Source organism: Erwinia sp. 009765445 (genome assembly GCF_058137865.1).
The window spans coordinates 198,276-221,740 of record NZ_JBYUWC010000005.1 but is presented as its reverse complement, the minus strand read 5'-3'; the positions used below and the strand labels follow the sequence as shown (position 1 = coordinate 221,740).

Here is a 23,465-nt window from a genome sequence, read left to right as displayed (position 1 = left end):
ACCTCATTAACCGTTCTTCAGAGATTCCAGATATTCCCAGCGTTCAAAGGCGACTTCCAAATCCTGCTCTGCCTGAGCCATCGCATCCAGAACCGGCTGGGTCTCTTCATGAGGTTGGCTGAAAAATGTCGCATCCGCCACTTTAGCCTGCAGTGAAGCGAGCTGAGCTTCCAGCGCTTCCATTTTATCCGGCAGCTGTTCCAGCTCGCGCTGCAGGTTATAGCTCATCCTGGCAGCAGGGCGTTTTGCCGGCTCGTTTTTTACACTTTCCTGACGGACCGGAGAGCTGCTGGTTTTCGCTGCGCGGCGGGTCTGCTTGTAGGCCGCACGCTGCAACTGTGAATCGTGATAGCCACCAACAAAGGCACCGATTTCGCCGTTGCCTTCAAAGATCCAGCATTCGGTGACGGTGTTGTCAACGAACTGACGATCGTGGCTCACCAGCAGCACCGTACCCTGATAGCCGTCGATCAGTTCCTCCAGCAGCTCCAGCGTTTCCACGTCCAGATCGTTGGTAGGTTCATCGAGGATCAGCAGGTTACTTGGTTTCAGGAACAGACGTGCCAGCAGCAGGCGGTTTCGCTCACCACCGGACAGTGCCCGCACCGGCGTCATAGCCCGTTTTGGATGGAACAGGAACTCCTGAAGATAGCCCAGAACGTGGCGCGGCTTACCGTTGACCATCACTTCCTGCTTGCCTTCGGCGAGGTTATCCATCACCGTACGGTCCGGATCCAGTTCGGCGCGATGCTGATCGAAGTAAGCCACTTCCAGCTTGGTACCGATATGAACGCGGCCACTGTCTGGTTTAAGCTGATCGAGCATCAGCTTCAGCAAGGTGGTTTTGCCGCAGCCGTTCGGGCCAATCAGGGCGATCTTGTCGCCGCGCTGAACCTGAGAGGTGAAGTCACGAACCAGCTGTTTACCGCCCACACCGTAGCAGACGTTTTCCAGTTCGAAGACGATTTTTCCGGAGCGGCTTGCTTCTTCCACTTGCATGTTGGCTTTGCCCATCACTTCACGGCGTTCTGAACGCTCGCGGCGCAGGGCCTTCAGAGCACGAACGCGCCCTTCGTTACGGGTACGACGTGCTTTGATACCCTGGCGGATCCACACTTCTTCCTGAGCCAGTTTGCGGTCGAATTCAGCATTCTGCATCTCTTCCACGCGCAGCGCTTCTTCTTTGCCCAGCAGATACTGATCGTAGTCACCCGGCCAGGAGACCAGCTTGCCGCGATCGAGATCGACAATGCGGGTAGCCATGTTGCGGATAAACGAACGGTCGTGGGAAATAAAGATAATGCTGCCCTGGAAGGTTTTCAGGAACCCTTCCAGCCAGTCGATGGTTTCGATATCCAGATGGTTGGTTGGTTCATCCAGCATCAGCACACGCGGATTGCTGACCAATGCCCGACCCAGCGCCGCTTTACGCAGCCAGCCGCCGGACAGTGAGGAGAGCGCCACATCGCCATCCAGGCCAATCTGCTTGAGCACGTCCTGGATGCGCGTTTCCAGCTGCCACAGGTTCTGGTGATCGAGGATGCTTTGCAGACGTCCCATCTCATTGAGATTTTTATCGCTGGGATCCTTCATCACCAAATGTGAAATGGCATGATATGCCTTCAGGTGTTCAGCCTGCTCTTCCACACCTTCCGCCACGAAGTCGTAAACCGACCCCGCCACATTACGCGGTGGATCCTGTTGCAGACGCGCCACCACCAGATCCTGCTCATAAATGATCCTGCCATCGTCCAGCGGCTGCTCACGGTTGATGATTTTCATCAACGTGGATTTGCCCGCGCCGTTACGACCAACCAGACAGACTCGCTCATTTTCTTCGATATGCAGCTCAGTGTTATCCAACAGCGGTGCATCGCTGAATGACAGGTAAGCACCATGAATACTGATCAGTGACATAAAACTTATTCCTTACCGGCGTGAGTGATCAGCCAGCAGTTATGAATTTGACGGTTGCGGGCAAAATCCTGCGACTGGGTTTTGGCGGTAATTTCCTGCGCGGCAAGATGCAGACCGGCAAGACCGTCGTGGTCCATTTTGAACCCGCGTTTGTTGTTGGAGAACATAATGGTGCCGTCTTTACGCAGCAGCCTTTTCAGATCTTTCATCAGCAGCAGATGATCGCGCTGCACATCGAAGCTCTCTTCCATCCGCTTCGAGTTAGAGAAGGTCGGCGGATCGATAAAGATCAGGTCGAACTGCTCGTCAGAATGACTCAGCCAGTTCAGGCAGTCTGCCTGCATCAGACGATGCTGACGACCGGTCAGCCCATTCAGGCGCAGGTTGCGCTCTGCCCACTCCAGGTAGGTACGGGACATATCCACGGTCGTGGTACTGCGTGCGCCACCCAACCCGGCATGCACGCTGGCACTGCCGGTATAAGCGAACAAATTCAGGAAATCTTTACCTTTGCTCATCTGACCCAGCATTTTACGGGCAATACGGTGGTCCAGAAACAGACCTGTATCCAGATAGTCAGTCAGGTTGACCCAAAGTTTTGCGTTGAATTCTGAGACTTCAAAGAAATCGCCCTTCTCACCCAGCTTCTGGTACTGGCTTTTGCCCTTCTGCCGCTCACGGGTTTTCAGCACCAGACGGTTGGCAGGCAGATCCAGCACGCTCAGCGTGGCAGAAATCACATCAAACAGGCGCTGACGGGCTTTGGCCGGTTCAATGGTCTTCGGCGGCGCATACTCCTGCACCACAATCCACTCACCATAGCGATCCACAGCAACGTTGTAATCCGGCAAGTCGGCATCGTACAGGCGGTAGCACTCGATCCCCTCCTGTCGCGCCCACTTCTCGAGTTTTTTCAGATTCTTGCGCAGGCGGTTAGCGTAATCTTCCGCAATCTGCCCGACATTCCCTGAAGTATTAACCGCCAGCTGATAGTTTTTCTGTACGCAGTCCAGCGGGCCGTTTTTCGCTTTGAACTGGCGATCGGCACGCAGCTGGAGGCAGCTCAGCAGCTCCGGCGAGGCGCTGAACAGTGACAGATTCCAGCCGCCAAACTGGCTCTTCATAATGCGGCCTAATTGGCTGTGCAGGGCAATCAGCGCCGGTTCGCTCTCCAGACGTTCGCCGTACGGCGGATTGCTCAGCACCGTGCCGGTAATACCTTCCGGCTGCGGGTTGGTCAGTTTCAGCACGTCCTGCACGGTGAAACTGATAATATCGGCCAGACCAGCTTTACGGGCATTGGCGCGGGCACGTTCAATCACCCGCGAATCATTGTCGAAGCCGTAAAAGCGGGAGGACGTTTCCTGCAAACCACGGCGGGCGCGGATCTGTGCTTCGCTGGTCACTTCACGCCACAGCTCTTCGCTGAATTTGCTCCAGCCGGTAAAGCCCCAGTGGTGACGATGCAGGCCCGGCGCACGATCGGTGGCGATCATCGCCGCTTCAATCAGCAACGTCCCCGATCCACACATCGGATCGACCATTGGCGCACCAGCCTGCCAGCCGGAACGCAGAACGATCGCTGCCGCCAGGTTCTCTTTCAGAGGTGCCTGTCCGGTCTGCTGACGGTAGCCACGCTGATGCAGGCCCTCACCACTCAGATCCAGTGCGATGCTGGCTTTATCATTGTTCAGCCAGACGTTGATCCGGATATCCGGCTGCTCGCGATCCACATCAGGACGCGGCAGGTTTTTACGGGTAAAGCTGTCAACGATGGCATCTTTAACCTTCAGTGCGCCGTACTGGCTGTTGCGGATCACTTCATTCAGGCCGCTGAAATGCACGGCGAAGGTTTTATCACTGCCGAACATCGCCGGCCAGTCGATAGCCTGCACGCCCAGATAGAGATCCAGGTCACTGTAAACGCCGCACTCGGTCAGCGGCAGCAGGATGCGGGAAGCAAGGCGGCTCCACATCAGGCTCTGATACATCAGACGATCGTCACCCTCGAAATGTACGCCGCCCTGGACGACCTGGCAGGCCTGGGCCCCCATCGCTTCCAGTTCACTTTTTAACAGCTCTTCGAGCCCACGCGCCGTACTGGCAAACAGAGAATTCATAGCGTCACTTATCGTCTTCAGAAAATTGTTGCGCATTATAGCTAATCGCGGGCTCATGTCATAAAGTTAGCTTCTTTTCGTCAGTGCTCCCGGCAGTTTTCTGCGCTGACACCCTCATTTGATGCCAGTTACAGAATATCTGGCCCGGAGACTTCCATGATTAATCTGTCACGCCTGTTCATTCACCCGGTAAAATCAATGCGCGGAACCCAGGTTTCCCATGCGCAGGCGCTGGAGAGTGGGCTGGCCTTTGACCGGATTTTTATGATCACCGAGCCGGACGGCACCTTTATTACCGCGCGTCAATATCCGGAAATGGTGCTGTTTACTCCGGCGCTGATCCAGGATGGCCTGTTTCTCTCCGCCCCAGATGGCAGCTCGGCCACCGCCCGTTTCGCCGATTTTCTGCCTGAAGCCGCCGCGACCGAAGTCTGGGGAAATCAGTTTACCTCACAGATTGCTCCCGCAGCGATAAACGACTGGCTGAGCGGCTTCTTTCCACGACCGGTTCAGCTGCGCTGGGTGGGTGCTGAAATGACCCGTCGGGTAAAACGCTTTGAGCAGGTTCCTCTTGGTTTTGCTGACGGCTTTCCCTTCCTGCTGATCAATGAAGCCTCGCTGCACGATTTGCGCCAGCGCTGCCCGGCAGGGATCAAATTGGAGCAGTTTCGTCCTAACCTTGTGGTCACCGGTGCCACAGCCTGGGCGGAAGACAGCTGGTCGACGGTGCGGATAGGCGACATCCTGTTCGACATCCCCAAGCCCTGCAGCCGCTGTATATTCACTACCGTCAGTCCTGAACGGGGCCGCAAACACCCCAGCGGCGAGCCGCTGAATACGCTGCAAAAATTCCGTACAGCGAAGGATGACAGTGGCGATATCGATTTTGGCCTCAACCTGATCGCCCGCAGCAGCGGTATCCTGCGGGTGGGTGATGAACTGCAGGTTCTGGCCAGCAAACCGCCACGCCCCTACGGTGCGGGCAAAGTGGTGGAATCGCTTGAGGTGCAAACCAACACCGAACAGGAGGTCGCTATCAGCTGGCAGGGCGAAACGTTTGCGGGGAACAATCAACAGGTGCTGCTGGAACAACTGGAGATGAAAGGCTATCGCATCCCTTACTCCTGCCGTGCCGGTATCTGCGGCAGTTGCAAGGTTAATCTGCTTTCTGGTGAGGTGCGTGCATTAAAGAAAGGGGCCGTGCGCGAGGATGGCACTGTCCTGAGTTGCAGCTGCGTCCCGACTGGCGACATAGTGTTGAGCGGACGTAATCCCTGATGATCCCGACCAGGTTTGGCGCTCAGCAAGGGAGGCTCCATCAGGAACCTGCAAGGGTACTCAGTTCTGAGAACTAAGCGAGGCCGTATTCAGACAGCCCGCGCAAGGGAGAGATTTTGTGGCTGTACGAGCGGCAACAAACGGTCGTGCATCACTTTAATAGCATCGCCCAGTACCATCCCTTTACCTGCCAGAGTCAGCTGAGGTTGCGCCAGTAGGCACAGCGCGGCACTTTCACCCGCTTCCACCACCAGCAACAAAGCTTCGTCACCATTTTCACACAGACGAACCGCCACCAGCTCACCTTCAGCCGGTTGCCACTCACCCTGACGATGGGTCTCAAAATGCCAGCTCTTTGGCATCAGTGGCTTCAGAAAGCGACAGGCCACCAGCGCATTCAGCACCAGCTCGGCACGCTGATCGGCATTCAGTTCACAGCTGCGGCACTTCTCTTCAAAGGTGAAAAACAGAGCGGCATCATCGACACAAAATCCAGAAGTATCAAAGGCATCCGGCGTCAGCATCTTGCGGGGGAAGCGTGAACGGAACAGCATACCGTCGGCCAGATCCAGCATCATGCGATCGTGTTCGGCATCAAAAAACCAGCGCCAGCTGTCGTCAGGTTTAATCCTCATGATCGGTCCTGTAGTGAGAAATGAAAATCCGCTATTTATTGGCGTTACCGGTTCAACTAAGCAGCTGGGTTTAACCGGAATCGTCAAAATAGTCTGAATATCGTTTAAACAGGATAAAATATAAACGAGCCAGAGGCGAAAATAAAGCCCCTGGCATATTTAAATAAGAATCAGCTTAGAGATGGGTCACAATTTCTTTTATCAGCGGCGGACCTTTGTAAATAAATCCGGAATATATTTGCACCAGCGAAGCGCCAGCGGCAACTTTTTCCCTCGCTGAAACCAGCGAATCAATACCACCCACGCCAATAATTGGCAGGCGCCCCTGAAGTTCCAGGGAGAGGCGACGAATAACTTCAGTGCTGCGCGACTGAACCGGACGACCACTTAATCCTCCCGCTTCATCACTGTGTTTTAAGCCGCTGACCAGCGAACGGTCAAGAGTAGTATTGGTGGCAATCACACCATCAATATTATGGCGAACTAAACTATCGGCAATTTGGATCAATTCTTCTTCTGAAAGATCCGGCGCGATCTTTACCGTCACCGGAACATATTTGTGATGAATCGTTGCAAGATCTTTCTGCTTTTGTTTTAACGCCTGCAAGAGATCGTCCAGCGCCTCACCATATTGCAGCGTGCGTAAACCTGGCGTGTTAGGTGAAGAGATATTGATCGCGATATAGCCCGCGTAAGGATAAATTTTATCCATGCAGGTTAAATAATCGTCCTTGCCCTGCTCAACCGGAGTATCTTTATTTTTGCCAATATTAATCCCTAACACGCCGTCGAAATGAGACTTTTTGACATTCTCGACCAGACGATCCACACCCAGATTATTAAATCCCATCCGGTTAATAATCCCTTCCGCTTCCAGCACGCGGAACATCCTTGGCTTATCGTTGCCCGGCTGTGGGCGCGGCGTGACGGTACCGATTTCAATAAAGCCGAAGCCCATTGCGCCGAAGGCATCAATGCACTCACCGTTTTTATCCAGGCCAGCAGCCAGACCCAGGGCGTTTTTAAACGTCAGTCCCATGCAGGTCACCGGCTTAAAAGGAAGAGACTGGCGAACCAGGTGAATAAGAGGTGTACCGGTTACCCGATGCAGCTGCGTGAGGGTCAGTTCATGCGCACGCTCAGCATCAAGCTGAAACAGCGCCTTACGAACCAGATTGTACATGATCGCTCCTGAATGCCCGAAGCCCCGGGCCTGGAAAGGACTAACAGTTGATATCTTGCGATATAAACCCTGAAATTTGCGTTCGCCGTCCGGGGACGATCCTTCCCACCTTTATTATGTCTGGTATGAATGTGGCAAGGTTTACGCAGTGACGCTGCAGGCGCGGGGGAAAATGGTAAAGTCCTTTAGGCCGAAAGTAAAACGTTTGCGCTGAATTGATCGCAATCCGCCTGATGCCGCGCCGCGCCTGCCGCTCTTCCTCTATATCCAAAAAGTGACTTATCTCTGCCGGATAAATCATTTAAGCCTCCTGCCTGCCTCTGTCAGGATAGTTTCATTCCTTCGAAAATAAGTTTAATCAATAACTTTTAGTTATAAGGAGTGGTTATGCGCGTTATTACTTTGGCGGGAAGCCCTCGCTACCCCTCTCGCTCCACAGCTCTGCTGAGCCTCTGCCAGCAGGCACTCGAAAAGCGCGGCGTCGAAGTCATCCCGTGGAATCTGCATAATTTTCATCCTGAAGATCTGCTGTATGCCCGTTTTGATTCTCCGGCCCTGCTGGCGCTGAAAGAAGATCTTGCCATTGCAGACGGGCTGATTATCGCCACTCCGGTCTACAAGGCTTCCTTCTCTGGTGCACTGAAAACGATCCTGGACCTGCTTCCCGAGCGCGCACTGGAACATAAAGTGGTTCTGCCACTGGCAACGGGCGGCACCATCGCACACATGCTGGCGGTCGATTACGCCCTTAAGCCGGTACTCAATGCACTTAAAGCACAGGAAGTGCTGCACGGTGTCTTTGCCGACGACGCACAAATTACCAATTACGACCGTACGCCGGAACTGTCATCAGTGCTGGCGTCCCGTATTGCGGAATCAGTAGAAACCTTCTGGCACGCCCTGGCCCGTCGCCACCAGCCACTGGTCGCTGCTGTATAAAGTTTAAGGTAAGAACTATGAGCCTGTTTTCACGTTTAGCTTCGGCGCTGGTTATCGGCAGCATTCTGACCAGCAGCGCATTTGCTGCTGAGCCCGTCGCACCCAAGACGTTCCGCATTGGTTACCAGAAGGGCTCGGTCAGCATGGTGCTGGCCCGCTCACACCAGCTACTGGAAAAACGTTTTCCCGACACACTAATCAAATGGGTTGAATTCCCGGCCGGACCGCAAATGCTTGAAGCCCTGAATGTGAACAGCATCGATCTGGGCAGTACCGGCGATATTCCGCCTATTTTTGCCCAGGCCGCCGGTGCCGATCTGCTGTATGTTGGAGCCGAGCCGCCAAAGCCGAAAGCAGAAGTGATCCTGGTTGCGAAAAACAGCCCGATCCAAACCGTGGCTGAACTTAAAGGCCACAAGGTCGCTTTCCAGAAAGGCTCCAGTTCACATAACCTGCTGCTGCGCGCGCTGGGAAAAGCCGGGCTGAAGTTCAGCGATATCCGGCCCACTTACCTGACTCCTGCTGATGCGCGTGCCGCCTTCCAACAGGGCGATGTGGCTGCCTGGGCCATTTGGGATCCCTACTACTCCGCCGCATTGCTGGAAGGCGGGGCCAGGGTGCTGACCGATGGCAGCCAGTTGAATCAGACTGGTTCGTTCTACCTCGCTACCCGCCCTTTCACTGAAGCTAACGGCACCTTTATCACTCAGGTATTACAGACCTTCAGTCAGGCAGATGCGCTGACTATCAGCGACCGCAATAACAGTATCAACCTGCTTTCCCAGGCGATGGGCCTGCCAAAACCGGTGATCGCCAGCTATCTGGATCACCGCCCGCCGACCACCATCGGCCCGGTCAGCGACAAAACGGCGAAGCTGCAGCAGCAAACCGCCGACCTGTTTTACGCCAATCATCTGATGCCGGTGAAAGTCGATGTTGCCAGCCGTATCTGGCATGACGCACCGTCCACCCATTAAGGAGTCGTATTATGAGCCTTTCCGTTTTCTGGTTTCTGCCCACTCATGGTGATGGCCACTATTTAGGCACGGCCGACGGTGCCCGTCCGGTGGATCACGGATATTTGCAGCAGATTGCCCAGGCGGCCGACCGCCTTGGCTTCGGCGGTGTGCTGATCCCGACCGGCCGTTCCTGCGAAGATGCGTGGCTGGTTGCCGCCTCACTGGTCCCGGTGACCCAGCGCCTGCGTTTCCTGGTGGCTCTGCGTCCGGGTGTCATCTCCCCGACTCAGGCAGCCCGCCAGGCCGCCACGCTGGATCGCCTCTCCAATGGCCGCGCCCTGTTTAATTTGGTCACCGGAGGCGATGCGGAAGAACTGGCCGGAGACGGCGTGTTTCTCGATCACCGCGAACGTTATCAAGAATCGGCTGAATTCACCCGCGTCTGGCGTCGGGTGCTGGAAGGAGAAACGGTCGATTATGAAGGCAAGCATGTACATGTCCGTGGCGCACGCCTGATGTTTAAACCCGTTCAGCAGCCCCGCCCACCGCTGTGGTTTGGCGGATCGTCTGAGCCAGCTCAGGATCTCGCTGCTGAACAGGTGGATGTCTATCTGACGTGGGGCGAACCCCCTGTTCAGGTCAAAGAGAAAATTGAACAGGTGCGAGCCAAAGCCGCGGCTCAGGGCCGCAAAGTAAAATTTGGCATTCGTCTGCATGTCATCGTTCGCGAAACAAATGAAGAAGCCTGGCGTGCCGCAGATCGTCTGATCTCTCATCTTGATGACGCCACCATTGCCAAAGCCCAGGCGGCGCTGGCGCGTACAGACTCCGTTGGCCAGCAACGGATGGCTGCTCTGCATGGCGGACGCCGCGATAAGCTCGAAATCAGTCCTAACCTGTGGGCAGGCGTCGGACTGGTACGTGGTGGAGCGGGTACGGCACTGGTCGGTGATGGCGAAACCGTGGCGGCAAGAATGCAGGAGTATGCCGATCTGGGTATCGAAACCTTTATCCTGTCCGGTTATCCACACCTGGAAGAAGCGTATCGCGTGGGTGAACTTCTGTTCCCGCATCTGAATCTCAATGTGCCGGAAATTCCGCAACCGCGTGTGGTTTCCGCTCATGGTGAAGCCGTGGCTAACGACTTTACCCCGCAAAAAGTCTCGCAGAGTTAGAGGTCATCATGAACAAGCAATTAAACCGCATTGGCAATCAGCTGCTGCCGTGGGCGCTGCCGGTTATGTTAGTGGTGGTGTGGCAAATCGCCTCACAAACCGGCTGGCTCTCTACCCGTATCCTGCCCTCGCCGGAAGCGATTGTGGTGACGTTCTGGAAGCTGACCGCCAGCGGAGAACTCTGGCAGAACCTGGCAATCAGTACCTGGCGTGCAGCGATTGGCTTTGCCATCGGCGGCTCGCTTGGTCTGGTTCTTGGTCTGATCACAGGCATGTCCCGCACGGGCGAACGCCTGCTGGATACTTCGGTACAGATGATCCGTAACGTACCGCATCTGGCGCTGATCCCGCTGGTCATTTTGTGGTTCGGCATTGATGAGTCAGCCAAGATTTTCCTGGTGGCACTGGGGACACTTTTCCCGATCTACCTCAACACCTATCACGGCATCCGCAATATTGACCGCGGGCTGGTGGAAATGGCCCGCAGCTATGGGCTTTCCGGCTGGAGCCTGTTTATCCAGGTGGTCCTGCCGGGCGCGCTGCCGTCGATCATGGTTGGCGTCAGGTTCGCCCTGGGCCTGATGTGGCTGACGCTGATCGTCGCGGAGACTATTTCCGCCAACTCCGGCATCGGTTATCTGGCAATGAATGCCCGTGAGTTCCTGCAAACGGATGTGGTAGTGGTTGCCATTATTCTTTACGCCCTGCTCGGAAAACTGGCTGACGTCAGCGCGTTGTTACTGGAACGTGTCTGGCTGCGCTGGCATCCGGCTTATCAACTGAAAGAGGAAAACGCATGAGCGAATTAACTCCGTCACCGGCGCGCCTCAATGCCGGTACACCTCTGGTGGTCAATGGCGTCAGCAAGCAGTACAAGGGCCGTACCGTACTGAACAATATCGACCTGCATATCCCGTCTGGCCAGTTTGTGGCTGTCGTTGGCCGCAGCGGCTGCGGAAAAAGTACCCTGCTGCGTCTGCTGGCCGGGTTGGAAAAAACCACCTCTGGCGAACTGCTGGCCGGTAACGCTCCGCTTAGCGAGGCGCAGGATGATACGCGCCTGATGTTCCAGGATGACCGCCTGCTGCCGTGGAAAAGTGTAATTGATAACGTCGGGCTGGGTCTGAAGGGCAAGTCGTGGAAAGCCGATGCAATGGACGCGCTGACCGCTGTCGGGCTGGCAGAGAGAGCCAAAGAGTGGCCTGCCGCTCTGTCAGGCGGACAGAAACAGCGTGTGGCGCTGGCCCGTGCTTTGATCCACCGTCCAGGCCTGCTGCTGCTGGATGAGCCGCTGGGCGCGCTGGATGCGTTAACAAGAATCGAAATGCAGGATCTGATTGAATCGCTGTGGCAGCAACATCACTTCACCGTGCTGCTGGTGACGCATGACGTCAGTGAAGCTGTGGCGATGGCTGACCGCGTGCTGCTGATCGAAGAGGGAAATATCGGTCTTGATCTGACTGTCGATCTTCCCCGCCCGCGACGTAAAGGATCGGTGCGCCTGGCGGAGCTGGAAGCTGAAGTGCTGGATCGGGTGATGAAACGATCGCCGGTTGAAGCGCAAAAACGCTACGCACAACGTTAAAAAAAGGGGCGAATCCAGAATTCGCCCCTTCCTCTCTACTGCTTCAGATTACTCAGGCATTCAGCGCTTTGCTGATCTTCTCATACAGATCCCCGGACAGTTTATCCAGCCCTTTCAACTGCTCCAGCGCATCACGCATCAGCGCCTGGCGGCCTGCATCATAACGTTTCAGGCGGATCAGCGGCTCGATCATCCGCGCGGCAACCTGAGGGTTACGTGTGTTCAGAACGGACAGGATTTCAACCAGGAATTGATAGCCGCTGCCGTTGACGGCATGGAATGCCGATGGATTAGCGGAAGCAAAGGCGCCAATCAGCGAGCGGATACGGTTTGGATTGCTCAGGGTGAATGAACGGTGGCTGAGCAGTGCCCGCACCCGGTTCAGCACATCAGCAGCCGGGCTGGTGGCCTGCAGTGCAAACCACTTGTCCATCACCAGCCCATCTTTATGCCAGCGCTCATCAAACGCCGTCAGCAGTGCTTCACGGCACGGCAGCTGAGCCGCCACAGAGGCTGCCATCGCCGCCACTGAATCTGTCATGTTGTTGGCCTGCTGGAACTGGGCTTTGACCAGTTTGTCGGCCAGTTCAACGTCACCAAAGGCCAGATAGCCCAGACAGACATTCTTCAGTGAACGTTTACCAATTTCTGCATGCTCAACACGGTAATCAGCAGACTGGCTGGCGTTATAGACCGCCAGCCACTCATCAGCCAGTTCGGTTGCCAGCATCCGCACCAGTGATTCACGAACGTCAGAGATAGCCTGTGGATCGATTGTCTCAAACAACTCAGCAATTTCGTTTTCACCCGGCAGCGACAGGATCAGCGCCATCAATGCCGGATCGCTGTTCTCTTCCAGCAGCACCGCACGGAAAGCATCCGCCACGTGCAGAGGAACCGACAGTGGTTGTCCCTGCTGATGGCGCGCAACGTTCAGCTTGATATAGGTTGCCATCAGGCTTTGGGCCGCATCCCAGCGGGCAAAATCGTTACGGGCATGGCACATCAGGAAGGTCAGCTGCGCGTCACTCCAGTTGTAATCCAGCTTTACCGGCGCGGAGAATTCGCGCAGTAAAGATGGCACCGGCTGGAAGTAAACGTTGTCGAACACGAAACTCTGGAACTCTTCGGTCACGTTCAGCACGTGGTGAACCGGATGGCCCTTGTGCTGCAGCGGGATCACCTTGCCTTCGCCATCATACAGCTCTATATCCAGCGGGATATGCAGCGGGCGCTTATCTTTCTGATCGGCGGTTGGCGGGGTCGTCTGGGTCACATGCAGGGTGTACTGCTCCAGTTCCGGGTTGTAATCATCGCGGATCGAGAGCACCGGCGTACCAGACTGGCTGTACCAACGGCGGAAGTGTGACAAATCAACGTTAGAAGCATCTTCCATCGCCTGCACGAAATCATCACAGGTCGCTGCACTGCCGTCGTGACGCTCAAAATAGAGCTGCATACCCTTCTGGAAATTCTCTTCGCCCAGCAGCGTGTGCATCATGCGGATCACTTCCGATCCCTTCTCATACACCGTCAGGGTATAGAAGTTATTCATCTCGATAACCTGCTCAGGGCGGATTGGGTGCGCCATCGGGCTGGCATCCTCAGCAAACTGCGCACCGCGCATCACGCGAACGTTATCGATACGGTTAACCGCGCGCGAACCGAGGTCTGAACTAAACTCCTGATCGCGGAACACGGTCAGTCCCTCTTTCAGGCTGAGCTGGAACCAGTCGCGACAGGTGACGCGGTTGCCGGTCCAGTTGTGGAAATATTCATGACCAATCACCGCTTCAATACCGAGATAATCTTTGTCGGTGGCGGTTTCAGCCTTCGCCAGCACATACTTCGAGTTGAAGACGTTCAGGCCTTTGTTCTCCATCGCGCCCATGTTGAAGAAATCCACGGCGACGATCATAAAGATATCGAGATCGTATTCAAGGCCGAAACGCTCCTCATCCCACTTCATGCTGTTTTTCAGCGAGGTCATCGCCCAGTCAGCGCGATCGAGGTTACCGCGGTCGACGAAAATTTCCAGTGCCACATCGCGCCCTGAACGGGTTTTGAAGCTGTCGCGCAATACGTCAAAATCACCCGCCACCAGAGCAAACAGATAGCAAGGTTTCGGGAACGGATCTTCCCACTTCATCCAGTGGCGCCCATCTTCCATCTGCCCACCGTCAATACGGTTACCGTTCGACAATAAATAAGGATAGAGTGCCTGTTCAGCAATAATGGTGGTGGTAAAGCGGGCCAGCACGTCCGGACGGTCCAGATACCACGTGATATGACGGAAACCCTCCGCTTCACATTGAGTACAGAGTGCTTCACCGGATTTATACAACCCTTCCAGCGCAGTGTTTTTATCCGGGTGGATGTCGTTGACGATCTTCATCGTGAACGTCTCTGGCAACTGTTCAAGGATCAGCGCGCCCTCTTCCAGCCGGTAATGCGGCCAGGAGCGATCGTCAATGTCGAGGGATACCAGCGTCAGATCTTCCCCATCAAGACGCAATTCCGCGCCCGCCGCCCCTAAACGCTTAATGCGGCTGACCGCAGTGACCCGGGTGGTGCTGGCGTCCAGATTGAATGTCAGGTCGATGTCCGTGATAGTGTAATCCGGCGCACGATAATCATGGCGATTTTTGGCTTGTGGCAATTGCGTCATAAGTCCTTCTCACGTCGATAATTAGTTAACCTTTTCAAGTCTATTCCTGTTGGCGCAATGTTGCCACGCTGAATCCCCTTTCTCGCCACTGATCGCCCTGAAATCTACATTTCATTAACAAGCGCACAGATTGCCCTCGACCCTGTCTGCGGATTTGTGCTGTGATCGGGTTCAATAAATGAGTATTCAAGTTATACTCCTGCGTCTTTTCCATTTTTTTAAACCAGGGATAACGCTCTTCGCCAGAGGATGCTGAAACGCACCATGACACGACATGCTTCCCCGATACTGACCACGTTGTTGGATACGGACGCCTACAAGCTGCATATGCAACAGGCGGTGTTCCATCGTTACCAGAAAGTTTCCGTGGTGGCCGAGTTCCGTTGCAGGGGCGATGACCTGCTGGGAATTTACGCTGATGAAATCGTTCGCCAGATTGCGTCCATGCAGTCGCTGGCGCTCAGCGGCGAAGAAGCCGACTACCTCGCTGGCCTGCCCTTCTTTAAACAGGACTACCTGGACTGGCTGCGACAGTTCCGCTACGACCCTTCACAGGTTCGCGTCCGTAATAACCAGGGCAAACTGGACATCCGCATCTCCGGTTCGTGGCTGGAAGTGATCATGTGGGAAGTGCCGCTGCTGGCGCTGATCAGCGAAGTGGTTCACCGCCATCGTTCTCCGCTGGTTCAGCCGAAACAGGCCGTTGAACGCCTGCAGAGCAAGCTGGTGGACTTTAAGCAGCTCACCGCCGATCTGGATATGTCCCGCTTTAAACTGATGGATTTCGGCACCCGTCGCCGTTTTTCCCGCGATGTGCAGAGTGCGATTGTCACCACGCTGCAGCAGGATTTCCCGTGGCTGGTAGGCTCCAGCAATTACGACATTGCCCGCCGCCTGAATATTGCGCCGGTTGGGACTCAGGCGCACGAATGGTTCCAGGCCCATCAGCAGATCAGTCCGGTGCTGGCTAACAGCCAGCGTGCCGCGCTGCAGGCCTGGCTGGAAGAGTATCCGCACAGTCTGGGGATCGCCCTGACCGACTGTATCACCATGGATGCTTTCCTGCGTGACTTCGGCCAGCATTTTGCCAGCAGCTATCAGGGCCTGCGCCATGACTCTGGCGATCCGGTAGAGTGGGGAGAAAAAGCCATTGCCCACTACGAAAAGCTGGGCATCGATCCGCGCAGCAAGACGCTGGTCTTCTCCGATAATCTGGACCTGGATAAAGCGGTAGATCTTTACCGCCACTTTGGCCAACGGGCGGATGTGATTTTCGGTATTGGAACCCGTCTTACCTGTGATATCCCACAGGTCAAGCCGCTGAATATCGTGATCAAGCTGGTGGAATGCAACGGCAAACCAGTGGCGAAACTCTCTGACAGCCCGGGTAAAACCATCTGTCAGGACAAAGCTTTCGTCCGCGCATTACGAAAAGCCTTCGATTTGCCGCTGGTGAAAAAAGCCAGCTAGCCTTGCTGACAGAGAAGAGGGTCGCCGCGCCTTCTTCTCTTTTCACCCCGCCCCAAGCTGTAATAAATCTCCCGCATTACAAAGAATTCTTCTTGTGTCTCGCCTGTCGGCAAGTAACATAGCACTACCTCAAATCTGGGGTGATTTTTCTTATTCTGATTAAAAGAGAGACTTTATATGAGCGTTGTGCCTGTAGCGGATGTACTGCACGGCCGGGCCGCGGTTGACAGCGAAGTCACCGTTCGCGGCTGGGTACGTACCCGAAGAGATTCAAAAGCCGGTATTTCCTTTATCGCCGTGTATGACGGCTCCTGCTTTAATCCCGTCCAGGCTGTCGTCAATAATTCTCTGAATAATTATCAGGATGAAGTCCTGCGCCTGACCACCGGCTGCTCTGTTGAGATTACCGGTAAAGTCGTCGAGTCACCGGGTGAAGGCCAGAGCTTTGAAATCCAGGCCAGCGCCGTCAAGGTCGTGGGCTGGGTTGACGATCCTGATACCTATCCGATGGCGGCCAAGCGTCACAGCATTGAGTATCTGCGTGAGGTAGCTCACCTGCGCCCGCGTACCAACCTGATTGGCGCAGTAGCTCGTGTTCGTCACACTCTGGCGCAGGCGCTGCATCGCTTCTTCGATGAGCAGGGCTTTTTCTGGGTCTCCACCCCGCTGATCACTGCTTCCGATACGGAAGGTGCCGGTGAGATGTTCCGTGTGTCAACGCTGGATCTGGAAAACCTGCCGCGTACGCCGGAAGGCAAAGTGAATTTCGAAGAAGATTTCTTCGGCAAAGAAGCCTTCCTGACCGTATCCGGCCAGCTGAACGGCGAAACCTACGCCAGTGCCCTGTCGAAGATCTACACCTTTGGCCCAACTTTCCGCGCAGAAAACTCCAACACCAGCCGCCACCTGGCTGAATTCTGGATGCTGGAGCCGGAAGTGGCCTTTGCCGATCTGGAAGACAACGCCGCGCTGGCAGAAGCGATGCTGAAATACGTTTTCAAAGCGGTACTGGAAGAACGTGCTGATGATATGGCGTTCTTTGCTGAGCGCGTAGACAAAGAAGCCATCACTCGCCTGGAGCGATTTGTAACGACAGATTTTGCTCAGGTTGATTACACCGACGCGGTCGAGATCCTGATCAACTGCGGTGAGAAATTTGAGAATGCCGTCTCATGGGGTATCGATCTCTCCTCAGAACACGAACGTTATCTGGCTGAGAAGCACTTTAAAGCGCCGGTAGTGGTGAAAAATTATCCAAAGGATATCAAGGCATTTTACATGCGCCTTAACGACGACGGTAAAACCGTGGCCGCGATGGATGTTCTTGCCCCTGGCATCGGTGAAATCATCGGTGGATCGCAGCGTGAAGAGCGTCTGGACGTGCTGGATGCCCGCCTGGCTGAAATGGGCCTGAATAAAGAAGATTACTGGTGGTACCGCGACTTACGTCGCTACGGCACCGTTCCGCATTCCGGATTTGGCTTAGGTTTCGAAAGGTTAATTGCCTATGTCACCGGCGTACAAAATGTAAGAGACGTTATCGCCTTCCCACGTACGCCACGTAACGCCAGCTTCTGATTTTCTGCATTAACCATAAGAAATTCATATATATATTTAAGGTCAGCCTCGCTGGCCTTTTTTTATTTTTGTAAATTATGAGATGGTTCACAAAGTTCCGTATATTTTACATTTTGTAATACATATTTTCCTTATGAAACAAGAATAGGAGATTAGTAGCATTTTCGGGCTAGATAATCCGCTCAGTGAATGGAAAGATGCGTGCAGACACAGGAAGACACCAAACTCTCTTCAGGGTTCTGTAAAGAATTTTTGACGGCAGTGGCAGGTGTCCAAATAACTCCAATGAGGGTAATAAAAAATGATGAAGCGCAACATTCTGGCACTGGTTATCCCAGCCCTGTTAGCAGCTGGTGCAGCCAATGCAGCAGAAGTTTATAACAAAGACGGCAACAAGCTGGACCTCTATGGAAAAGCAGTTGGTCTGCACTATTTTACCCATGGTGATGGCTATGCTGGTGACGGCGACCAGAGCTATGTGCGTATGGGCTTCAAAGGCGAAACTCAGATTAACGACATGCTGACCGGTTATGGTCAGTGGGAATACCAATTCAACACCAACAATTCTGAAGGCAGCGATGCGCAGGACGGCAATAAAACCCGTCTGGGCTTCGCAGGTCTCAAATTCGGCGACGCGGGTTCATTCGATTATGGTCGGAACTACGCTGTAGCCTACGACGTCCTGGGCTGGACCGATATGATGCCAGAATTCGGCGGCGACTACGCGCAGTCTGATTCTATGGGTGGCCGTACGGGTGGCGTTGCTACTTATCGTAACACCAACTTCTTCGGCCTGGTTGATGGATGGGATTTCGCCGCTCAATATCAGGGCAAAAACGACCGTGACGATCTACAGCGTTCTAACGGTGACGGCTACGGCTTCTCTACTTCTTATACTTCGCCAATCGGCGTAGGTGTGGCGGGATCTTATAGCTCTCAGGATCGTACTGACTCGCAGAATGCTCCAGGCGTGGTGGGTAATGGTGAGCGTGCCGAATTGTGGACCGCGGGTCTGAAATATGACGCCAACAACATTTACCTGGCAGCTACCTATGCTGAAGGCCGTAACGAATACCGCATCTCCGGTACCAACACTGCGGGCGCCGCTGTATCGGGTTACGCTAACAAAACTCAGGATATCGAAGTTGTAGCGCAGTACCAGTTCGACTTCGGCCTGCGTCCATCTATCGGCTACGTGCAGACCAAAGGCAAAGATGTCGATGGTATCGGCGATGTTGACCTGACCAAATACTTTGAAGTGGGCGCGACTTACTACTTCAACAAAAACATGTCTACCTATGTTGACTACATCATCAACCAGATCGATGATGACAACGCCCTGGGCTTAGGCACTGGCGACACTGTAGCAGTTGGCCTGGTTTACCAGTTCTAATTGCCTGACGCGGTGGTTCCGTTCACCACCGCGCAAACTCAAAACGGGGCTTCGGCCCCGTTTTTGTTTACTGTAATCGGCTAATCCCTCCTCCTTTGATCTTACCCGGCTTGTTCACCGTGATTTTTAACGCAAACGGTTGGCAATTTGTGCGCTGTGGCGGTAACCTGAGTCCTCACTTCGCTTCAGTTTAAGCTAACGGACTTCGACTATGTTTGAACGCATTGCAGCTGCACCCGCAGACCCTATTCTTGGTTTAGCCGACCTTTTCCGCGCTGACGACCGCCCAAATAAGATCAACCTCGGCATCGGCGTGTATAAGGATGAAACCGGTAAGACGCCGGTCCTGACCAGCGTGAAAAAAGCTGAGCAGTATCTGCTGGAAAACGAAACCACCAAAAACTACCTGAGCATCGATGGCCTGGCCGATTTCGGCAAGTGCACTCAGGAACTGCTGTTTGGTAAAGAGAACGCCCTGATCGGCGCTAAGCGTGCCCGCACCGCTCAGACGCCTGGTGGTACCGGTGCCCTGCGTGTTGCTGCTGATTTTATTGCTACCCAGACCAGCACAAAGCGCATCTGGGTCAGCAATCCAAGCTGGCCAAACCATAAAAACGTCTTTAAGTCTGCCGGCCTGGAAGTCTGTGAATACCAGTACTATGATGCGGCAACCCACTCGCTGGACTTCGAGGGGATGCTGACCGCGCTGCGTGGGGCTGCAGCTGGCGATATCGTGCTGTTCCACGGCTGCTGCCATAACCCTACCGGCGTTGATCCTTCTGCTGAGCAGTGGGCACAGCTGGCTGAATTGTCAAAAGCCAGCGGCTGGCTGCCGCTGTTCGACTTCGCCTACCAGGGCTTTGCCCGCGGTCTGGAAGAAGATGCTGAAGGCCTGCGGATCTTCGCCGCCAGCCACCAGGAACTGCTGGTTGCCAGCTCTTATTCCAAGAACTTTGGCCTGTACAACGAGCGCGTCGGTGCGTTTACGCTGGTCGCCAGCGAAGCCGCCGTTGCCGATACCGCCTTCAGTCAGGTGAAAGCCACCATCCGGGCTAACTACTCTAACCCACCGGCTCACGGTGCTGCCGTGGTGGCAACTATCCTGAGCAACGATGCGCTGCGTGCGTTGTGGGAACAGGAACTGACCGATATGCGCCAGCGTATTCACCGCATGCGTCAGCTGTTTGTGAATACCCTGCAGGAGAAAGGCGCGAAAGGTGACTTCAGCTTTATCATCAATCAGAACGGGATGTTCTCGTTCAGCGGCCTGACTAAAGACCAGGTTATCCGTCTGCGTGAAGAGTTCAGCGTCTATGCGGTGAATTCAGGTCGGGTTAACGTCGCAGGGATGACACCGGACAACATGTCCCCGCTGTGCGAAGCCATCGTCGCTGTTCTGTAATCTCAGTCAGTTGACCGTGCCGTAATAAAAAAGCCTGCTAATCAGCAGGCTTTTTTGTCACTCAAGGCTGTTACTGCAAAAATGGATTGGAGATCCTTTCCCGCCCCAGAGTGGACAACGGTCCATGTCCTGGCAGGAAGGTGACATCATCACCCAGCGGCAACAGTTTGCGCCTGATGGCATCAATAAGATCTTCATGGCTGCCCTGCGGGAAGTCAGTGCGACCCACGCCACCACTGAATATCACATCTCCCGAAACCAGCAGACGAGCGGCACGGTCGAAGAACACAATATGACCTGGCGTATGGCCGGGACAGAGCAAAATTTCGAGCCTGGCGTCACCAACCTGCACGGTTTCGCCCTCTTCCAGCCAGCGATCCGGTTTCACCGGCGTGCAGTCCGGCAGGCCAAACATCTGGCTCTGAACCGGTAAAGCGTCCAGCCAGAAAGCATCAGCACGATGCGGCCCCACTACGGGAACGCCATAAAAGCTGGCCAGATCGCTCGCGGCTCCCACATGGTCAAGGTGGCCGTGAGTCAGCAGGACTTGCGTTACCGTTACGCCCTTTTCTGCCACCGCTGCCTGAATTTTTTCCGCATCACCGCCTGGATCGACCACCGCTGCTTGCAGGGTGACCGGACACCAGATCAACGAGCAGTTCTGAGCGAACGCCGTGACCGGAATGATTTGATAGTCCATAACGCTCCATTACCGCCAGCCCAGCGGGCTGGCCGGATTTCATTACCAGTGCCGCACCGGCCCGGTATCAATATGCACAAAGTCGCTGCTGGGGTAGTATCCTACACCCCCGGCCTTCATGGAAAGCGCGGCTTTGCGAACATTACTCAATGAAATGCCTTCGATATGGAAATCCATTGCCTGGCCCAGCGTGTGATAGCTGTGTTTTGCCACCCCTCTGCTGCGCTTGCGCATTGAATTATTGGTCGCCAGCGAGCGATAGCCGGAGATCAGCTGCACGGATTTACGGGTATCCAGCAAGGCCTGCAAGCGGTAGAGCTGATCGAAAAGGTGCGGATCAATGCTCTTAATTTTATTCGCCCGGTAATCACGGAAAAAATGATTCAGGCGCGTCAACTCATCCTTATCGTAACTCTTGCCGTTGAAGAATTCCGTTTTCAGACTTTCCCCGGTGTTGAGGTTGTTCAGTGTTAATACACGAGGACGCGAAGTAGAAAGCGAGGCGAAAGCCTGCCCCGGCAGCAGCGCCAGACCAAACGCGGCACCGCCAAGAGCCAGCCATTTACGGCGTTGAATATTGAATTTATCCATGAATCAGTGTTACCCGGCTTAAATGATCTTTAATGGTGCAAAACAGTCACCGTCCGGAACCATAACTGGGGTGAAATGCGGAGTCAACCCGTGAAATGTGACGGGCGCGACAATTCACAAAGCCTGTGTCGCGCCCGCCATAATGCCGTTCCGTAGCGGTGGTACCTAAATCCTGATGAATCAACAATTAGAGCAATAATTGACCAGCTGCGGCCATCACCTGAGCGCCTGAGCGTGCGGTGATATCATAATTGTAAATATCTGTGCGGAACTGAGGCTTACCGTCATCCGCAACCCAGGCTGTCAGATAATAGAGATTAACCGGAATACGATGCCGGATGGGCACGTAACGGGTATCCCCTTCTTTCAGGGTGCTGGAGATCCGCGTGTCATTCCAGCCTGCATCCTGCAACAGCAGGTTAGCGAGATCGGACGCTTTATTGACACGCACACAGCCGGAGCTTAATGCCCGGATATCTTTCTGGAACAAATTATGATTTGGCGTATCGTGCAGATAAATCGCATCTGAGCTGGGCATATTGAATTTATAACGACCCAGCGAGTTAGTGGCACCCGGAGCCTGACGGATGCGATAAGGGAAAGATGCCGCCGACACCAACCGCCAGTCAATCATGGTCGGATCTATCACTTCCGCATCACTGCTCCAGCCCGACAGCAGCGTATAGTTATGCTTATAAAGATATGTCGGATCCTGCTTCACTTTAGGCACAATGTCCTGACGCACCAGAGTGGTAGGCACGTTCCAGGGTGGGTTAAGCACTACGTTATTCAACGCGCTTCGCATCAGCGGAGTTTTACGATCTGGCCGTCCCACAATCACTCGTGAAGCAAGAATTTGATTACCGTTGAGGTAATAAATCAGCGAATAGTTGGGAATGTTAACCATGATGCCATTATGCATATCATCCGGCAGCAGGCGCAGACGCTGAATGTTCAGCGCCAACAACGATGCACGCAGCTGAGGTGAAGCATTCAGCCATTCGCGCGTGCGAACACCAATAGCCCCATCTGCCTCCAGCCCCTGCCAGCGCTGAAAGCGCTTCACAGCCTCAACCAGATCGGCGGAATAAATATGGGTAGGATCGGCCGGAGAGGCTTCCTGCACCTGACCGACAGGCTGCGGAGTGTTGGCCTGCACGCTATCATTTACCGGTGCCGCTGACGGGCTGACCACCGCTTCCTCATCAACAAAAGAGGCAGGAACGCTGGTGGTTGGCACCGCATCATCACCAGGTTTCGGAGCATCGCTACCTGGCGTCATCATCCCGGTACGCTGCAAAATTTCCCGCAGCGCCGGAATATCATCACTCAGCTGACCAGGACGCAACGTCTGTTTTGCGGTGAGCTGCGGCCACGGGTGATTATCGGCCAGCAGAGCCTTCAGCGCCTGATGCATCGGCACATATTGCGGATGTCGGGGAGCCAGTGAAGTGACGAAAACGCCGCTGTTACCCTGCTGCACCGCATGCTGCCACTGGTTGATTGTCGACATTGTCGGTACTTCAAGCTTGTAGGGCACGTTGCTGTACAGCCAGGTTTCGCCTTTGGCTGGCACAGAGGAGACAAACCGCAGGTAACCCAGCATCGCATCAGACAGCACCACGTCGCGGGCCATGCCGGTTACTGCAGGGTCGGTCAGCACTTTCACCCACTGGGTAAATTGCGGTTGCACGCCGGAAATCGCCACTTCGGCCAGCTGCTGTTGAAATTGTTGTACAGCCTGGCGATCCTGCCACATAGGCTGCATTCCGTTAGAGGCATACAATGGGGCAAGCGCGTTAAGGAAGAACGGGCGATAACCATTCTGGAAGGCTGATAACAGCTGTGACTGTGCCTGGACGGCATTATAAG

Annotated in this window: 17 protein-coding genes and 1 pseudogene; 10 read left to right on the top strand and 8 right to left on the bottom strand. The window is 54.7% G+C overall.

Annotated elements, in window-relative coordinates:
* Window positions 1-6: 6 nt before the first annotated feature.
* Both AC3Y5R_RS07025 and rlmKL read right to left on the bottom strand, forming a co-directional pair.
* Window positions 7-1,917 carry an ABC transporter ATP-binding protein gene (locus AC3Y5R_RS07025; RefSeq protein WP_489920730.1) on the bottom strand — a complete coding sequence of 637 codons (1,911 nt, stop codon included), beginning with the start codon at window positions 1,915-1,917 and terminating at the stop codon, window positions 7-9.
* 5 nt (window positions 1,918-1,922) lie between these two features.
* Window positions 1,923-4,037 (bottom strand): bifunctional 23S rRNA (guanine(2069)-N(7))-methyltransferase RlmK/23S rRNA (guanine(2445)-N(2))-methyltransferase RlmL, encoded by a 2,115-nt coding sequence (rlmKL, locus tag AC3Y5R_RS07020; RefSeq protein ID WP_489920729.1) that lies wholly within the window; start codon window positions 4,035-4,037, stop codon window positions 1,923-1,925.
* Between the two features lie 156 nt (window positions 4,038-4,193).
* Here rlmKL and AC3Y5R_RS07015 point away from each other — a divergent pair, with 156 nt between their 5' ends.
* A complete protein-coding gene (locus AC3Y5R_RS07015) occupies window positions 4,194-5,315 on the top strand; it encodes a YcbX family protein (RefSeq protein ID WP_489920728.1) in 1,122 nt (373 codons plus the stop codon).
* A gap of 89 nt (window positions 5,316-5,404) precedes the next feature.
* Here AC3Y5R_RS07015 and AC3Y5R_RS07010 read toward each other — a convergent pair whose 3' ends face one another.
* Window positions 5,405-5,950: a cell division protein ZapC gene (locus tag AC3Y5R_RS07010; protein ID WP_489920727.1), complete on the bottom strand. Its 546-nt coding sequence runs from the start codon at window positions 5,948-5,950 to the stop codon at window positions 5,405-5,407.
* A 175-nt stretch (window positions 5,951-6,125) separates the two neighbouring features.
* Complete coding sequence (gene pyrD, locus AC3Y5R_RS07005) at window positions 6,126-7,136, bottom strand: quinone-dependent dihydroorotate dehydrogenase (RefSeq protein ID WP_489920790.1); 1,011 nt, start codon at window positions 7,134-7,136, stop codon at window positions 6,126-6,128.
* 384 nt (window positions 7,137-7,520) lie between these two features.
* On the opposite strand from pyrD, the gene ssuE reads away from it, so the two are divergent.
* From ssuE to ssuB, 5 genes are read left to right on the top strand one after another with little or no spacing between them, the layout of a single operon-like run.
* Complete coding sequence (gene ssuE / locus AC3Y5R_RS07000) at window positions 7,521-8,072, top strand: NADPH-dependent FMN reductase (RefSeq protein ID WP_489920726.1); 552 nt, start codon at window positions 7,521-7,523, stop codon at window positions 8,070-8,072.
* Window positions 8,073-8,089: 17 nt separating this feature from the next.
* Complete coding sequence (locus tag AC3Y5R_RS06995) at window positions 8,090-9,049, top strand: sulfonate ABC transporter substrate-binding protein (protein WP_489920725.1); 960 nt, start codon at window positions 8,090-8,092, stop codon at window positions 9,047-9,049.
* Between the two features lie 11 nt (window positions 9,050-9,060).
* The gene (gene ssuD, locus AC3Y5R_RS06990) at window positions 9,061-10,206 is read left to right on the top strand and encodes an FMNH2-dependent alkanesulfonate monooxygenase (protein WP_489920724.1); all 1,146 of its coding nucleotides are present in this window, start codon (window positions 9,061-9,063) and stop codon (window positions 10,204-10,206) included.
* Between the two features lie 8 nt (window positions 10,207-10,214).
* The gene (gene ssuC / locus AC3Y5R_RS06985; RefSeq protein WP_489920723.1) at window positions 10,215-11,006 is read left to right on the top strand and encodes an aliphatic sulfonate ABC transporter permease SsuC; all 792 of its coding nucleotides are present in this window, start codon (window positions 10,215-10,217) and stop codon (window positions 11,004-11,006) included.
* The gene (gene ssuB / locus AC3Y5R_RS06980) at window positions 11,003-11,791 is read left to right on the top strand and encodes an aliphatic sulfonates ABC transporter ATP-binding protein (protein ID WP_489920722.1); all 789 of its coding nucleotides are present in this window, start codon (window positions 11,003-11,005) and stop codon (window positions 11,789-11,791) included. Before ssuC ends, ssuB begins: the two co-directional genes overlap by 4 nt.
* Before the next feature lie 52 nt (window positions 11,792-11,843).
* Here the strand turns inward: ssuB and pepN are convergent, their stop codons facing one another.
* Window positions 11,844-14,459, bottom strand: coding sequence for an aminopeptidase N (gene pepN, locus AC3Y5R_RS06975; RefSeq protein WP_489920721.1), 2,616 nt, complete (start codon window positions 14,457-14,459; stop codon window positions 11,844-11,846).
* Between the two features lie 264 nt (window positions 14,460-14,723).
* On the opposite strand from pepN, the gene pncB reads away from it, so the two are divergent.
* From pncB to AC3Y5R_RS06955, 4 genes are all read left to right on the top strand, one after another.
* Entirely contained in the window at window positions 14,724-15,929 is a 1,206-nt protein-coding gene (gene pncB, locus AC3Y5R_RS06970) for a nicotinate phosphoribosyltransferase (RefSeq protein WP_489920720.1), read from the top strand.
* A 177-nt stretch (window positions 15,930-16,106) separates the two neighbouring features.
* The gene (gene asnS, locus AC3Y5R_RS06965; protein WP_489920719.1) at window positions 16,107-17,507 is read left to right on the top strand and encodes an asparagine--tRNA ligase; all 1,401 of its coding nucleotides are present in this window, start codon (window positions 16,107-16,109) and stop codon (window positions 17,505-17,507) included.
* Window positions 17,508-17,808: 301 nt separating this feature from the next.
* Window positions 17,809-18,900, top strand: coding sequence for a porin OmpF (gene ompF / locus AC3Y5R_RS06960; RefSeq protein ID WP_489920718.1), 1,092 nt, complete (start codon window positions 17,809-17,811; stop codon window positions 18,898-18,900).
* A 211-nt stretch (window positions 18,901-19,111) separates the two neighbouring features.
* Window positions 19,112-20,302 (top strand): amino acid aminotransferase, encoded by a 1,191-nt coding sequence (locus AC3Y5R_RS06955; protein WP_489920717.1) that lies wholly within the window; start codon window positions 19,112-19,114, stop codon window positions 20,300-20,302.
* Between the two features lie 70 nt (window positions 20,303-20,372).
* Here the strand turns inward: AC3Y5R_RS06955 and AC3Y5R_RS06950 are convergent, their stop codons facing one another.
* The 3 genes and pseudogenes from AC3Y5R_RS06950 to ldtD all read right to left on the bottom strand — a co-directional run.
* A complete protein-coding gene (locus AC3Y5R_RS06950; protein ID WP_158784283.1) occupies window positions 20,373-21,002 on the bottom strand; it encodes an MBL fold metallo-hydrolase in 630 nt (209 codons plus the stop codon).
* A 42-nt stretch (window positions 21,003-21,044) separates the two neighbouring features.
* A complete protein-coding gene (gene mepK, locus AC3Y5R_RS06945) occupies window positions 21,045-21,593 on the bottom strand; it encodes a peptidoglycan L,D-endopeptidase MepK (protein WP_489920716.1) in 549 nt (182 codons plus the stop codon).
* 187 nt (window positions 21,594-21,780) lie between these two features.
* Window positions 21,781-23,445, bottom strand: a pseudogene (gene ldtD / locus AC3Y5R_RS06940) (L,D-transpeptidase); the annotation flags it as partial.
* Between the last annotated feature and the right edge of the window lie 20 nt (window positions 23,446-23,465).

What these genes read in the sequence shown, in the direction of transcription:
- AC3Y5R_RS07025 (WP_489920730.1), bottom strand. Translation starts at nt 1,917, where the DNA reads ATGTCACTGATCAGTATTCATGGTGCTTACCTGTCATTCAGCGATGCA.
- rlmKL (WP_489920729.1), bottom strand. Translation starts at nt 4,037, where the DNA reads ATGAATTCTCTGTTTGCCAGTACGGCGCGTGGGCTCGAAGAGCTGTTA.
- AC3Y5R_RS07015 (WP_489920728.1), top strand. Translation starts at nt 4,194, where the DNA reads ATGATTAATCTGTCACGCCTGTTCATTCACCCGGTAAAATCAATGCGC.
- AC3Y5R_RS07010 (WP_489920727.1), bottom strand. Translation starts at nt 5,950, where the DNA reads ATGAGGATTAAACCTGACGACAGCTGGCGCTGGTTTTTTGATGCCGAA.
- ssuE (WP_489920726.1), top strand. Translation starts at nt 7,521, where the DNA reads ATGCGCGTTATTACTTTGGCGGGAAGCCCTCGCTACCCCTCTCGCTCC.
- AC3Y5R_RS06995 (WP_489920725.1), top strand. Translation starts at nt 8,090, where the DNA reads ATGAGCCTGTTTTCACGTTTAGCTTCGGCGCTGGTTATCGGCAGCATT.
- ssuD (WP_489920724.1), top strand. Translation starts at nt 9,061, where the DNA reads ATGAGCCTTTCCGTTTTCTGGTTTCTGCCCACTCATGGTGATGGCCAC.
- ssuC (WP_489920723.1), top strand. Translation starts at nt 10,215, where the DNA reads ATGAACAAGCAATTAAACCGCATTGGCAATCAGCTGCTGCCGTGGGCG.
- ssuB (WP_489920722.1), top strand. Translation starts at nt 11,003, where the DNA reads ATGAGCGAATTAACTCCGTCACCGGCGCGCCTCAATGCCGGTACACCT.
- pepN (WP_489920721.1), bottom strand. Translation starts at nt 14,459, where the DNA reads ATGACGCAATTGCCACAAGCCAAAAATCGCCATGATTATCGTGCGCCG.
- pncB (WP_489920720.1), top strand. Translation starts at nt 14,724, where the DNA reads ATGACACGACATGCTTCCCCGATACTGACCACGTTGTTGGATACGGAC.
- asnS (WP_489920719.1), top strand. Translation starts at nt 16,107, where the DNA reads ATGAGCGTTGTGCCTGTAGCGGATGTACTGCACGGCCGGGCCGCGGTT.
- ompF (WP_489920718.1), top strand. Translation starts at nt 17,809, where the DNA reads ATGATGAAGCGCAACATTCTGGCACTGGTTATCCCAGCCCTGTTAGCA.
- AC3Y5R_RS06955 (WP_489920717.1), top strand. Translation starts at nt 19,112, where the DNA reads ATGTTTGAACGCATTGCAGCTGCACCCGCAGACCCTATTCTTGGTTTA.
- AC3Y5R_RS06950 (WP_158784283.1), bottom strand. Translation starts at nt 21,002, where the DNA reads ATGGACTATCAAATCATTCCGGTCACGGCGTTCGCTCAGAACTGCTCG.
- mepK (WP_489920716.1), bottom strand. Translation starts at nt 21,593, where the DNA reads ATGGATAAATTCAATATTCAACGCCGTAAATGGCTGGCTCTTGGCGGT.